14 protein-coding genes are annotated in these 13,538 nt (G+C 62.8%); 9 read left to right on the top strand and 5 right to left on the bottom strand.

What is annotated here, in order from left to right; genetic code table 11:
• Positions 1–60: 60 nt before the first annotated feature.
• The 3 genes from RBB18_RS10170 (at position 61) to rpmG (ending at position 3,648) form a co-directional block, all read left to right on the top strand.
• Positions 61–2,601, top strand: coding sequence for a putative PEP-binding protein (locus RBB18_RS10170; protein ID WP_103763965.1), 2,541 nt, complete (start codon positions 61–63; stop codon positions 2,599–2,601).
• A gap of 168 nt (positions 2,602–2,769) precedes the next feature.
• A complete protein-coding gene (locus RBB18_RS10165; RefSeq protein ID WP_245890507.1) occupies positions 2,770–3,378 on the top strand; it encodes a cell wall hydrolase in 609 nt (202 codons plus the stop codon).
• Positions 3,379–3,480: 102 nt separating this feature from the next.
• Positions 3,481–3,648 carry a 50S ribosomal protein L33 gene (rpmG, locus tag RBB18_RS10160; RefSeq protein WP_050927593.1) on the top strand — a complete coding sequence of 56 codons (168 nt, stop codon included), beginning with the start codon at positions 3,481–3,483 and terminating at the stop codon, positions 3,646–3,648.
• Between the two features lie 221 nt (positions 3,649–3,869).
• Here the strand turns inward: rpmG and RBB18_RS10155 are convergent, their stop codons facing one another.
• Positions 3,870–4,589 carry a Bax inhibitor-1/YccA family protein gene (locus RBB18_RS10155; RefSeq protein WP_103763963.1) on the bottom strand — a complete coding sequence of 240 codons (720 nt, stop codon included), beginning with the start codon at positions 4,587–4,589 and terminating at the stop codon, positions 3,870–3,872.
• Between the two features lie 123 nt (positions 4,590–4,712).
• Positions 4,713–4,910, bottom strand: a complete 198-nt coding sequence (locus RBB18_RS10150; protein WP_103763962.1) for a DUF1127 domain-containing protein — start codon at positions 4,908–4,910, stop codon at positions 4,713–4,715.
• A gap of 124 nt (positions 4,911–5,034) precedes the next feature.
• Here RBB18_RS10150 and RBB18_RS10145 point away from each other — a divergent pair, with 124 nt between their 5' ends.
• On the top strand, positions 5,035–5,907 hold the full coding sequence (locus RBB18_RS10145) for a LysR family transcriptional regulator (RefSeq protein ID WP_103763961.1): 873 nt from the start codon (positions 5,035–5,037) through the stop codon (positions 5,905–5,907).
• 10 nt (positions 5,908–5,917) lie between these two features.
• On the opposite strand, the gene RBB18_RS10140 is transcribed toward RBB18_RS10145, so the two are convergent.
• Positions 5,918–6,880: an NADPH:quinone oxidoreductase family protein gene (locus RBB18_RS10140; protein WP_274593388.1), complete on the bottom strand. Its 963-nt coding sequence runs from the start codon at positions 6,878–6,880 to the stop codon at positions 5,918–5,920.
• Positions 6,881–7,182: 302 nt separating this feature from the next.
• On the opposite strand from RBB18_RS10140, the gene RBB18_RS10135 reads away from it, so the two are divergent.
• The 5 genes from RBB18_RS10135 to RBB18_RS10115 all read left to right on the top strand — a co-directional run bounded on the left by RBB18_RS10135 (position 7,183) and on the right by RBB18_RS10115 (position 11,374).
• Positions 7,183–7,554: a helix-turn-helix domain-containing protein gene (locus RBB18_RS10135; RefSeq protein ID WP_306111300.1), complete on the top strand. Its 372-nt coding sequence runs from the start codon at positions 7,183–7,185 to the stop codon at positions 7,552–7,554.
• A 52-nt stretch (positions 7,555–7,606) separates the two neighbouring features.
• On the top strand, positions 7,607–8,407 hold the full coding sequence (gene hisN / locus RBB18_RS10130) for a histidinol-phosphatase (RefSeq protein WP_103763958.1): 801 nt from the start codon (positions 7,607–7,609) through the stop codon (positions 8,405–8,407).
• A 41-nt stretch (positions 8,408–8,448) separates the two neighbouring features.
• Complete coding sequence (locus tag RBB18_RS10125) at positions 8,449–8,898, top strand: CAP domain-containing protein (protein ID WP_103763957.1); 450 nt, start codon at positions 8,449–8,451, stop codon at positions 8,896–8,898.
• A 182-nt stretch (positions 8,899–9,080) separates the two neighbouring features.
• Complete coding sequence (locus RBB18_RS10120) at positions 9,081–10,310, top strand: acyl-CoA dehydrogenase family protein (RefSeq protein WP_306111299.1); 1,230 nt, start codon at positions 9,081–9,083, stop codon at positions 10,308–10,310.
• A gap of 158 nt (positions 10,311–10,468) precedes the next feature.
• Complete coding sequence (locus RBB18_RS10115; protein ID WP_274593390.1) at positions 10,469–11,374, top strand: DMT family transporter; 906 nt, start codon at positions 10,469–10,471, stop codon at positions 11,372–11,374.
• A 147-nt stretch (positions 11,375–11,521) separates the two neighbouring features.
• Here RBB18_RS10115 and RBB18_RS10110 read toward each other — a convergent pair whose 3' ends face one another.
• On the bottom strand, positions 11,522–11,758 hold the full coding sequence (locus RBB18_RS10110) for a YdcH family protein (protein WP_103763954.1): 237 nt from the start codon (positions 11,756–11,758) through the stop codon (positions 11,522–11,524).
• A gap of 90 nt (positions 11,759–11,848) precedes the next feature.
• Positions 11,849–13,504: a choline dehydrogenase gene (gene betA / locus RBB18_RS10105; RefSeq protein ID WP_103763953.1), complete on the bottom strand. Its 1,656-nt coding sequence runs from the start codon at positions 13,502–13,504 to the stop codon at positions 11,849–11,851.
• Between the last annotated feature and the right edge of the window lie 34 nt (positions 13,505–13,538).

Raw genomic sequence — 13,538 nt, 5'->3', positions numbered from 1 at the left:
GACAGGTCTTGCCTAATAAATCGGCTTGCGTATTCTGCGGGCCAGAAAAGGATTGCCGCAGTGCAGCAGGGCCCTGAACATATCACGCCGATCACACCCGATGCGCCGATTGCCATAGCAACGCATGGCGGGCGGGCGAAATGCCTTCAGCGGCTGGTGCGGCTGGACCTGCCCGTGCCCCGTACCGTTGCCTTGTCTTTTGACGCGGTCAGGTGTGTCGCGGATGGCGAAGTGCCGGACATGGCGTCCTTGCTGGACCCGTTCGGCGAGTTGCCTGTGCTGTGCGTGCGGCCCTCGTCCGAAGACCCCGACTGGGGCGGGCCAGGGGCAGTACTGAATATCGGAATGAACGACGCGCGGTTCGTCGACTTGTCCGAGAGGATCGGTAAACCGGCTGCGGCGCGGCTGTACCTGCGCTTCGTGCAGGCCTACGCGGTTCACGTGGCGCGCGCCGATCCGGACATGTTCGACTCGCTGGACGACGATCCGGTCAAGGCGGTGGGCCAAGCATTGGTTGCCTACGAGGAAGAAGTCGAGGAAGAATTCCCACAGGATGCCAAGGTGCAACTGTTGGGCGTGCTGCGTTCGATGGCGCGGGCGTGGCAGGGTACCACGGCGCGGCTCTTGCGGCAGGCCAAGGGGGCGCCTGCAGATGCCGGGCTGGGCCTCGTGGTGCAGGAAATGGCGCTGGGACTGGGCGAGGGTGAATGCGGCTCTGGCGTCATGCAGCTGGTGGACAGCGTCACCGGTGATCGGCGCTGCACCGGGCGCTACCTGAGCCAGAGTCAGGGGCGCGAGGCGCTGAAGGCCAGCAAGGAGGCGCTGTACCTGCAGAAGGACCCACGCGGTCCGTCGTTGGAAGAGTTGGCACCTGAGGCCTTTGAGCGGCTCAAGCAGTGCACCAAGCTGATGCGCGAGAAGCTGTGCGAGGAAATGCAGGCCGAGTTCACCATTGAGAATGGCGAAGTCTACCTGCTGGACGGGGTGCGCGTGGCGCGCAATGCCCGCGCTGCGGTTGCCATCGCGGTGTCACTGGCCGAGGACGGCATCATCAGCCGCGAGGAGGCGTTGATGCGGATCGAGCCGCGGGCATTGAATGAACTCCTGCACCGGCAGATCGATCCAGAGGTTCAACGGGATGTCTATGCGCGCGGAATCGCCGCCAGCCCAGGCGCAGCCACCGGCAAGATCGTGTTCAGTGCCGAGGACGCGCAGGCGGCGGATTCTCGGGGCGAGGCCGCGATCCTTGTGCGGCGCGAGACCAGCCCCGAGGACATTCGCGGGATGCACGCCGCCGCAGGCGTTCTGACCGAGCGGGGCGGGATCACCAGCCATGCCGCCGTGATCGGGCGTGGCATCGGCAAGCCCTGCGTTGTGGGCGCCTCTGCCATCACCTTTCAAATCAAGCGTAAGCGGCTGGTCTTTCCGGACGGGCGCAGCCTGCAGGCCGGGGACCAGATTACCATCGACGGCACCAGCGGCGAGGTGTTGGCCGGCGAACCGCGCCTGCTGGAAGCTGCGCGAGACGAGTCGTTCAAGACGCTGATGAGTTGGGCCGACAACGTGCGCGATATAGAGGTCCGTGCCAATGCCGACACGCAGGCCGATGCCGAACTGGCGCTGACCTTCAAGGCGCAGGGGATCGGGCTGTGCCGGACCGAGCACATGTTCGTCGAACCCAGCCGCCTTGTGGCGATGCGCGAGATGATCTTTGCCGATACCAGCGAGGACCGCGCCTCGGCCCTGGAAGTCTTGCTGCCGATGCAACGAGCGGATTTCATAGATCTTTTCCGTATCATGTCCGGCATGCCGGTTTGCATTCGCCTGTTCGACCCGCCGCTTCACGAATACCTGCCGGCGGACCGCGAGGGCATACGCGAGCTTGCGGACGCGCTGGATTTGCCGGTCGCGGATGTGACCGAGCGGGTCGAGTCGATGGGGGAATACAACCCGATGCTGGGCATGCGGGGCGTGCGGCTCGGCATCGCGGTGCCCGAGATCTACGAGATGCAGGCCCGTGCGATCTTCGAGGCGACTGTGGCCGCCAGCCACGAGAGCGACCCGGTTGTACCCGAAATCATGATTCCGCTGGTTTCGGCGATGCGCGAGGTCGAACTTGTGCGCGAGAATGTCGACAATGTCGCCGATGCCGTGCGCCGCGAGACCGGACGCGACTTCACTTACAGGTTGGGTGTAATGGTCGAGACCCCGCGCGCCGCGCTGCGGGCGGCCGAGATTGCGCCACATGTGTCGTTCCTCAGCTTCGGGACAAACGACCTGACGCAGATGACCTATGGTCTCAGCCGTGACGACGCGGGGCGGTTCATGTCGCATTACGTGCAGCAGGGCGTTTATCCCGAGGACCCGTTCCACGTGCTGGATGTGGATGGGGTGGGCGAGTTGCTGGAGATCGGCGCACGGCGTGGCCGTGAGGTTGCCCCAGATCTGACCTTGTCGATCTGCGGCGAACACGGGGGCAATCCCGAATCGATAGCCTTCTGCCGGACGGCGGGATTCGACTATGTGTCCTGTTCGCCGTTCCGGGTTCCGGTGGCGCGACTAGCTGCCGCACAATTGGCCGTTAAGGACAAAATCGGGTAGCGGCCCGGCAAATTTTCGCCACATTTGCCGCGGAACCGCTCACCCATGACCCGCAGGTGGCGCCTGCATAGCCGTGTTGCATGGGGCTGGGCTGGACTCGCGTTGGCCTTTTATGTACCTCCCGCGACTTGACGGGCCCGTAGGGTCTTTTTTTGAAGGAGGCGATCCTTGAGAAACCTCGCAATAGCTTTGACGATAATGCTTGGAACCGCTGCTGCGGCGGAGCAGGACATCAACCGTTTGTACGCGCACGAGAACCGCGTGTTGAGCTCGATCCCCGAAGATATGGTGGCGCGATACATGGAGCGCCCGGGCGTCGACGTCACCTATTCACGCGACTGGCTGGCGGCGCAATCCGCCCAGACCGGCGGCAAGCAGTGGCGTTGCCTTGCCGAGGCGCTTTACCACGAGGCGCGCGGCGAAAGCGTGAAGGGCCAGTTCGCAGTGGCCGAGGTCATTCTGAACCGCGTCGACAGCGCCCGTTTCCCCGACTCGATCTGCGGCGTTGTGCACCAGGGGACGGGACGGAAGTACCAATGCCAGTTCACTTACACCTGCGACGGCTACAGCGACCGGATCAATGAGAAGCGCGCCTTCGAACGGGCGGGCAAGGTGGCCTACCTGATGGTCAAAGGCGCCAAGCGCCAACTGACCGATGGAGCGACGCATTACCACACCAAGGCGGTGCGTCCGAAATGGTCGCGCACCTTCGCCCGGACCACGACGATCGGGGTGCATCATTTCTACCGCATGCCGACGCGCATCAGCTCGAACTGAGGCGCGGAGAATCCGGTTGACATGCAGGCCTGCCCGTATAAAAGGCGGGCTTCATGACGAATTTCGCGGGGTAGCTGACACCTCGCCGCAGGAGAGATACCCATGGCGAAGCCGACCACTATCAAGATCCGCCTGAACTCGACCGCCGGCACGGGCCACTTCTATGTGACGAAGAAGAACGCCCGCACCATGACCGAGAAGATGTCGGTGCGCAAATACGACCCCGTCGCGCGCAAGCATGTCGAATACAAAGAAGGTAAGATCAAGTAAGATCCGCCCGACCGTAATGCTGAAAGGGCCGTGCCGTCTGGCGCGGCCTTTTGCTTTAGTAGAACGTGGCTGCGGCGCGTTATCAGCTTGCGGGAACTGATCCCGACCGTGAGGTCCCGGGGCAAGCCCTGGACGGGAAATCTCCAGCGACATTCCCACCAGGGCAAAAGAAAAGGGCCGGTCAATACAACCGGCCCCGTGGCAATCGAATGTGGCGAAGATTACTCGCGCTGGCCCAGGAGGTTGAGCAGCATCATGAACATGTTGATGAAGTCCAGATAGAGCCGCAGAGCGCCCATGATGGCGGCCTTGCCCAACCACTCACTGTCGCCGTGATGCGCATGCGCCAGGTACTCATTCTTGATCGACTGCGTGTCATACGCCGTCAGGCCCGCAAAGATCAGCACACCTATGGCCGAAATCGCGAACATGATCGCGGGCGACCCGATGAAGATGTTGATGATCGACGCCACGATAAGGCCGATCACACCCATGATCAGGAAGCTGCCCCAGCCGGAGATGTCCTTCTTGGTGGTGTAGCCCCAGAGCGACAGGCCAGCGAAAGCGATCGACGTCACAAGAAAGATCTGCGCGATGGAGAAGTCCGTGAACACCACGAAGATGTACGAGATCGACACGCCCATCACGACCGAGAAGGCGTAGAAGAAAAACTGTGCCGCGGCGGCAGAGAGCTTGTTGATCACTGCGCCGAAGGCAAAGACCATGATCAGCGGAGCGAACATGACGATGTATCGGGTAAAGCCGGTGAACAGCGTCTCCATCATCGCCGCATTGTTGCCCACGGCCCAAGCGGCCGCAAAGGTCAGCAACATGCCGATCGACATGGTCGCATAGACCTTGTTCATGTGGGCGCGCAAGCCTTCGTCGATCGCAGCGGTACGCGCACCAGTTCCCGTCCGGATCGTTTCGAATTCAGCCATTCAAGCCTCCGATAAGTGTCCCTATTAAACCCCGACGAGGGGTTTGGCAGTAATATCGGTGGCGCGCCGCCTCTTTTCAAGCAAATCCGCACGGAAATCGTACGAAAACAGTCAGTTCACATTTCAACGACTGGAAACATCCCAGATCGGGCGGCGCGCCTCGGCCCGGGCCTCCTCTCGGGTCAGGCCGATATCCTGCAACGCGTGGTCATCAAGACGGTCGAGTGCGCGGCGTTGACGATAGATATCTATGACGTCGAGGAGCGACACGCGGCGGGAGCGGCGGAAAGGTGCGTAGCGGCTGTGCGAGAGAATAGGCATGAGGCGTTCCTTTCATTTTTGTGATCAAACAAGTCGAGGCATTCTTTCTGTTGATGTAAGTGCCACGTCATGTATGATAATTAAAATGAATGTTTGAGCCCGTAGCCATCAAGGAGTGTGATGAATGCGAAATCTGGACATGACCACGCTGCGGTCGTTCCTTGAAGTAGCCGAGCAGGGCGGCGTCACGCGGGCAGCGCAGGTGCTGAACCTGACGCAATCCGCCGTATCGATGCAACTCAAGCGACTGGAGGAAATGTTGGGCATCGACCTTCTGGATCGCAGCAACCGGCGGATCGCACTGACGGCATCGGGCGAGCAGCTTCTGACCTATGCGCGGCGTATCGTGGACCTGAACGACGAAGCGGTGGGGCGCCTGTCGGACGAGGTTTACGAAGGGCAAATAGTATTGGGGGTTCCGCATGACATCGTCTATCCCGTGGTGCCGCGTGTACTGAAGACTTTCAACAGTTTCTTTCCACGTGTGAACATCGCCTTGAAATCCTCCAGCACGATACGTCTGCACGAGGCGCTCAAGAAGGGTGAGGTGGACTTGATCCTGACCACCGAAAGGGCACTGACGCCGGGGGGCGAGACACTGACGAAGATGCCGCTCAAATGGGTCGGCGCGTTGGGTGGGCAGGCGTGGCGCAAACGACCATTGCGCCTTGGATTCTGCAACTTCTGCATTTTCCGGACCACGGTGCTGCGCAGCTTGGATACGGCGGGCATAGACTGGGAACTGGCGATCGAGTCGGACGAGGATCGCTCGGTCGAGGCGCTGATCAGCGCGGACTTGGCCGTGGGCGCATTGCTGGAAACGAGCATCCCGCCGCACCAGGAGGCCATCAATGCGCAAGGCGCGCTGCCGGACCTGGGGTTTCAGCAGATCAATATGTATGGCGTCGCCAATCGCGACGACATCACGCGGCAATTGGCGGACCTGTTGCGGCAGGGATTTCGAACGGCGACGCCGACGCTGCTGCGGCAAGCATGATCCGAAGCACTCAGTCGATCTTGATGACGACCTTGCCGGTGGATTTCCTCGCGCGCATCAGGTCTAGCCCGTCCTGCGCCTGCTCGAGGTTCAGGACATGGCTGACATGCGGTTTCAGTTTGCCGTCCGTGTACCAGCCGATCAGACGTTCAAGACTGTCCGTGACGACCTTTGGTTTGAAGCCGAGATAGCCGCCCCAGTAGAGCCCGAGCACCGAGATGTTCTTGACCAACAGGTGATTGGCGGGAATTTTCGGCACGTCGCCGCTGGCGAACCCGATCGTAAGGATGCGCGCTTCGGGGCGGCAGGCCCGCATCGCGGCCTTGAACTGATCCCCGCCGACCGGGTCGTAAACCACGTCGACGCCGCCAAGGGCCCGGCAAGCCTCGCGGATATCGTCATTTTCGGCATCTATCAGATGATCGGCCCCGGCCTTGCGCGCCACATCAAGCTTGTCCGCCCCCCGGGCGCAGGCGATGACAGTCGCTCCCATGAGCTTGCCGATTTCCACCGCCGTCAGGCCGACACCTCCGGCTGCGCCGAGCACAAGTAGCGTCTCGCCTGGCTGGAGGCGCGCCTTGTGATCCAGAGCGACGTGGCTGGTGCCATAGGCAATCTGGAACGCGGCGGCATCGGTAAAGCTCATCTCGTCGGGCAGGACAACCGAGCGGTCTGCCGGAAAACAGCCGAACTCGGCCAGCCCGCCATGACCGCCGAAGACGGCGACGCGGCTTCCGACCGCCGGCCGCTTGACGCCCTCGCCAAGCGTCTCGACAGTGCCTGCTACCTCCATCCCCAAGGTAAAGGGCGGCTCGGGCGTGTCCTGATAGTCGCCCTTCAGCATCAGAAGGTCGGCGAAGTTCAGGCCGCAGGCTTTGATGCGAACGCCGATTTCACCCGGAGCCGCGGCCGGAGCTGCAATTTCCTGCAGGCTTGCGGTTGTATCGTGCGAATCGATCCGGAACGCGCGCATCTCCAGTCTCCTCCATCCAAAAATCCGGCATGTCCGGCGTTTCGACCGAATAAACGATTACATGAAAAGAAGTCAAACTGCCCCCTTGGGTTGTGGCATACTATGCTAAAGAAGTATTTGCTCGTTTAGATTGTAGGTATAAGGGACCGATCCCTTATTCGGGGTGCAATACTTCTTGATATACCGATTCCTGACGCTTATTTTTTCGTCAGTGTCGCTGGGATGCGCGGCCGAATTTTATTGAACGCCTGCTCGGGATGTCTGTTTAAAGCCCGGCACAGTACATACAGAAAGGATCACCCATGCCGCACCCCGTAGACGTGCATGTCGGGAAACGTATTCGCCACCGTCGCTGGCTCGTCGGAATGACACAGCAACAGCTGGCCGAAAGCGTGGGCATCAAATTTCAACAGATTCAGAAATATGAAACCGGCGCCAATCGCGTCAGCGCATCGCGGCTTTGGGACATTGCGGATGCGCTGGATGTGGAAGTCAGCTTTTTCTTCGAAGGACTCGACCAGGAGAGCGGTGACAAGAACTGCGCCGACATGATCCCGGCGGACCTTCTGGGGGACAAGGAAGCGCTTGATCTCATTCGGTCCTACTATGCCATACCCGAAAATCAACGCCGCCGCCTTTTCGACCTTGCCAGGGTTCTGAGCGACGTCGCTTGAGCCTGTCTGACATGCCGTCTATCCATGCCATGTAAGACGTGGCGAGGGCAGGATGGTTTGTAAAAGTTCCGAAATCGTTGACACCGCGCACGCGCTGGCAGATGCCGCGCGGCGTGCGGTCCTGCCGTTGTTCCGGACCGAAGGAATCGGGGTCGAAAACAAGGCGCAGACCCTTGCGGGTTTTGACCCTGTTACCGCCGCCGACAAGGCGGCGGAGCAGGCGATGCGCGCGATACTTGCCGAACGCCGGCCAGACGACGCGATACTGGGAGAGGAGTTCGGAACCCGTCCCGGCAGCAGTGGTCTAACTTGGGTGATGGACCCGATTGACGGCACGCGCGCCTTCGTGGCGGGAGCGCCGACCTGGGGCGTATTGATCGCGGTGTCCGACGAGAGCGGCCCGATTTACGGCCTGATCGACCAGCCATACATCGGCGAACGGTTCGAGGGTGGGTTTGGTCGCGCGATGATGCGCGGGCCGCAGGGTGAACGCGTTCTGAAGACGCGAAGCGACCGTGCATTGTCGGCCTGCACGCTGTTCACGACCTTTCCCGAAGTCGGCACCGAGGCCGAGGGAGCCGCGTTTCGTGCGGTGTCCAGTCAGGTCCGGCTGACCCGGTACGGGCTGGATTGCTATGCTTATGCGCTCGTCGCCAGCGGGCAGGTGGACCTCGTCATCGAAGCGGGCCTGAACGCCTACGACATACAAGCCCCTATCGCCGTGATCGAGGCTGCGGGTGGGATCGTCACTGATTGGTCCGGTGGCGTGGCGCATGCGGGCGGCCGCGTGGTGGCCGCTGCCGGGCGGGAACAGCACAGGGCGGCGCTGGACATTCTCGAAGGGTTTGTCTGACCGCTCTGGCCCTGTCAGGCGCGGTCCGCTAGGATCCAGCCATGGATACGCGCGCGTTCATAATTGCATGCCTTGTCGCCCTTAGTGCACCTGCGGCGGTGGCGCAGGACGTGGTCGACCGGGGTCATGCCGCACTGGGGTGGATCAACGCGTTCCGCGCCAACGAGGGGCGTGCACCGCTTGAGGTGTCGGGTACGTTGACGCGTGCCGCCGCATCGCATGCGGCGGACATGGCGCGAAAAGGGTATTTCAGCCACGCTGGAGCGGATGGCAGCAGCATCGCAGATCGCGCCCGCCGCGCCGGCTACGGCTTTTGTTTCATTGCGGAAAACATCGCCAAGGGTCAATCAGGTCTCGATAGCGTTCTGACCGGTTGGGCAAGGTCGCCGGGGCATCGAAAGAATATGCTGGCCTCTGAGGCGGAAAGCGTCGCGCTGGTCGAGGCGCCGGGGCGTATCTGGGTGATGATGTTGGGTCGCGATGGGTGTTAGCGTGGGCGTCACCGGGAACCTCATGACCGGCCGGACACGCAACAAGGTAAAATCAGGGGGTCACTCGGTCGCTCTGATCCACCAGATATGTGCCGGATGTGTGCGCATTTGACGGACGAGGCTGGACCATGACGGGGCGGCGTGGCATCACGGGATGCAGCCGCGACCGGGGAGGGACCGCCATGAATTTCGAGATCCGACCGCATATTGCCGACTTGCTTGACCGGGTGCGCACCATGGTCCGCGATGTCATCATGCCGATGGAGGCCCCTTATCACGACGAGATCGGGAAGGGAGATCGCTGGACGTATACCGAGCGTCAGGCCGAGATCCTCGAAGGGTTGAAGCAGCAGGCCAAGGCGGCGGGGCTGTGGAATTTCTGGCTGACCGATGGCGAGGACGGCGCGGGACTGAGCACGGTGGAATACGCTTATTTTGCAGAGGAAATCGGCAAAACTCCGATGGCGGCGGAGGTGTTCAATTGCAACGCGCCCGACACCGGCAACATGGAAGTGTTCCAGAAATACGGCACCGACGAGATGAAGACCCGCTGGCTTCAACCGCTCCTGGAGGGGGACATCCGGTCGGCCTACCTGATGACGGAACCCGACGTGGCGAGTTCGGATGCGACGAACATCTCGCTGAGCTGTGTGCGGGACGGGGACGACTATGTCCTGAACGGCGAGAAATGGTGGGCGACGGGGGCGGGTGACCCGCGCTGCGCGGTCTATATCGTGATGGCCAAGACTGGCGATGACGACATGCCAAAGCACCAGCGGCATTCGATGATCGTGGTGCCTGCCGACACGCAAGGCATTGAAAAACTTAGACCAATGACGGTTTACGGTGCGGACGATGCGCCGCATGGGCACATGCATTTCCGCTTTACCGATGTGCGGGTTCCGGCCGAGAACATGCTGCTTGGCGAAGGGCGCGGCTTCGAGATCGCGCAGGGGCGGCTGGGGCCGGGGCGCATCCACCATTGCATGCGCGCCATCGGGCAGGCCGAGGCGGCGCTGGAGCTGATGTGCCGCCGCGCCTTGCAGCGTGAGGCCTTTGGCAAGCCGCTGGCGCAGCTGGGGGCGAATTTCGATTATATCGCCGAGGCCCGGATGGAGATCGAGCAGGCGCGGCTCTTGTGCCTGAAGGCGGCATGGATGATGGACCAGGGCGACGCGCGGGCGGCGGCGCCGTGGATCAGCCAGATCAAGGTCGTGGCGCCCAAGGTGGCGCTGAAGGTCGTGGACGAGGCCGTCCAGATGTTCGGCGCGCAGGGCATCAGCCAGGACACGCCGCTGGCGGCGATGTGGACGCACCTGCGCACCCTGCGTCTGGCGGACGGGCCGGACGCGGTGCATCGGCGGCAGGTGGCGCGGGCGGAACTGCGCAAGTACACGCAAGAGAAGATCTGAGCGCCTGCCGCGCCGACGGGCGCAAAATTTTTTCGAAAAATTTTGCCACCGCGACAAGGCTTGCCTTGGCGCAATCATGGCAGGACGAGGTTAACGGCCTCTGAAAAACCCGTGCTTTTGCGCTCGACATCCCGGAGCGGCGGAGGCTTTATGCGGCCATGAGTTCAGAGTTGAATGCACGGCCCGGCTGGGGTGTTTTCTGGATGGTCGTGACCGGTGTTCTGTTCGTCGGCGTGACTGCCATGGTCAAGCTTTTGGGCACCCGCATCCCCGCGCCCGAGGCGGCGTTCCTGCGCTATGTGCTGGGGCTGATCTTCCTATTGCCAATGCTGGGCACGCTGAGCCGGTTGCGACTGGATCGCGGAACCTGGGGTCTGATCGCTGCGCGCGGCATCGCGCATTCGGCCGGGGTGGGTTTGTGGTTCTTTGCCATGGCGCGCATTCCCATCGCGGATGTGACCGCGATGAACTACCTTTCGCCGATCTACGTGACGCTGGGGGCGGCCTTGTTCCTGGGCGAAAAGCTGGCCTTGCGGCGGGTGGTGGCGATCCTTGTCGCGCTGTGCGGGGCGCTGATCATCCTGCGCCCGGGCTTTCGCGAGTTGCAATCGGGGCATTTCGCCATGCTGTTCACGGCGGTTGCCTTTGGCGGGTCGTACCTGCTGGCCAAGATGCTGTCCGATCGCTGCAGTCCGGGGCTGGTCGTGGCGATGCTGTCGATCACCGTGACGATCGGGCTGGCGCCTGTCGCATTGAGCAATTGGGTGACGCCAACCCTTTGGGAACTGGTGATTTTGATGGGCGTGGCGGCCTTTGCCACGGGCGGGCATTACACCATGACACTGGCGTTTCGTGCGGCCCCGCTGGCGGTGACGCAGCCGGTGACGTTCCTGCAGCTGGTCTGGGCGGTGCTGTTGGGGGTGACGTTCTTTGCCGAACCCTTTGATCCGTGGGTCATTTTGGGCGGGCTGGTGATCGTGGGATCGGTCAGCTTCATCAGTTGGCGCGAGGCCGTGCTGAAGCGGCGCGCGGTGACGCCCGCTGCGCATCAGACCAAGTATTGAATCACTTGGTTAATTTCGACAGGAACCTCAAAAATAGCACGTCGGTATCGCGTCGGTATCTGGGTGGTAACGCGACGGTGCGATTTTTCGCACGCGGCGGCCTTACCGCACCGGGCGGTGCGGTAAGGGGCGGTCGACCCGGATGTGTCAGGCGCTGAGAATCGCGTAGAGCTCGTCCTTCAGCCGGGCGCGCTCCTTGCGCATGTCCGTCTCGGCGGCGGGCGCGACCGGGGTCACGTTGGTTTCCGCCGCGTGAACCTGCCGGTTGACCGCGTGGTAGTCGTCCATCAGCCGGGCGAAATGCGCGTCCGAGGTTTTCAGCGCCGTGATGCGGTCGGCCATGTCGGGGAATTCTTCGTGCAGCTCGTGCGGGGTGTGTGACATCCGGGGTCCTCCTTGGTGTTCGCGTGTCGAAGGAGAGGTTAGGCGCGCGCCGGGGCGCGCACCTTGATGCGGATCAAACCGGCGCGGGGATCAGCGTTGCGCGGTCTGCCAGTCGGGGTGAATCCAGGCCTGGGCGTTGTCTGCGGGAAGCGCGCGGTCGAGGACGAGATCGGCCATCTTCTCGCCTACCATGATCGAGGGCGCGTTGAGGTTGCCGTTGGGAATGCGCGGAAAGACCGAGCTGTCGGCGACGCGCAGGCCCGAAACGCCGATCACGCGGCCCTCGGGGTCCACGACGCTGCGCGGATCGTCCGCCCGGCCCATGCGGCAGGTGCCGCAGGGGTGATAGGCGCTTTCGGCGTGTTCGCGGATGAAATCGTCGATCTGGTCGTCGGACTGCACGTCCGCGCCGGGCTGAATCTCGTGTTTTGAGAACGGAGCAAAGGCGTCCTGGGCGAAGACCTCGCGCGTGAGACGGATGGCGCGGCGGAAATCCTGCCAGTCGCTGTCGCAGCTCATGTAGTTGAAGAAGATCTTCGGCGGCGCGGCGGGGTCGGCGGAATTGAGGGTGACGTGCCCGCGGCTCTCGGAACGCATGGGGCCGACATGGGCCTGGTATCCGTGGCCTTCGGCCGCCGCCTGTCCGTCATAGCGCACGGCGATGGGCAGGAAGTGGAATTGCAGGTCGGGGTAATCCACGCCCGCCGCCGAGCGGATGAATCCGCAGGATTCGAACTGGTTCGTGGCACCGGGGCCGGTCTTGCCCAGCAGCCAGGTGAGGCCGACGAGCGCCTTGCCGGGCAGGTTCCAGTACTTGTAGAGGCTGACCGGTTGGGAGGCGGCCATCTGGACGTAGACCTCCAGATGGTCCTGAAGATTCGCTCCGACGCCGGGGCGGTCGGCGATCACGTCGATACCGTGTTCGGCGAGATGTGCGCCCGGGCCGATGCCGGAGAGCATCAGAAGCTTGGGCGAGTTGAAGGCGGAGGCCGAGAGGATCACCTCGGCGTTTGCGCGGATGATCTCCTGGCGTCCCTTGCGGGTGACCTCGACGCCAACCGCGCGGCCGTCCTCGAACACGACGCGGGCGGCGAGGCCGCGGACGACGTCACATTTGCCGGTCTTCAGGGCAGGCTTGAGGTAGGCGTTGGCGGCAGACCAGCGCTGGCCCTTGTGGACGGTCATCTCGAAGGGCGCAAAGCCTTCCTGCTGTTCGCCGTTATAGTCGGGGGTGACGGGATAGCCGGCCTGTTCGCCGGCCTCGATGAAGGCGCGGGTGAGGGGGTTGGCCATCTGGCCGCGGGTGACGTGCAGCGGGCCGTCGGAACCGCGCCAGTCGGGGTCGCCGCCATGGCCGGCATCGGTCCAGTTTTCCAGGCGCTTGTAGTAGGGCAGGACGTCGGCATAGCCCCAGCCGGTGGCGCCTTCGTCGCGCCAGTGGTCGAAGTCGCGGGCGTGGCCGCGCACGTAGACCATGCCGTTGATCGAGGAGGACCCGCCGATGACCTTGCCGCGCGGGGCGGCGAGGCGGCGACCCCCAAGATGCGGTTCGGGTTCGGTACGGTAGCCCCAATCGTACATCTTCATGTTCATCGGGTAGCTGAGCGCGCCGGGCATCTGGATGAAGGGGCCGGCATCGGTGCCGCCATGTTCGATCACGAGCACGGAATGGCCCGCCTCGGACAGGCGGTAGGCCATGGCGCACCCGGCGCTGCCGGCCCCGACGATGACGTAATCGGCTTGCATCAGGAACCTCGCTTGGATGGTGGGCTCGGATTGG

The sequence above is a fragment of the Roseovarius sp. MMSF_3298 genome, assembly GCF_030733705.1.
GTDB lineage: Bacteria > Pseudomonadota > Alphaproteobacteria > Rhodobacterales > Rhodobacteraceae > Roseovarius > Roseovarius confluentis.
The sequence above is the reverse complement of the archived record's forward strand: the minus strand, read 5'-3'. Positions and strand labels throughout refer to the sequence as shown.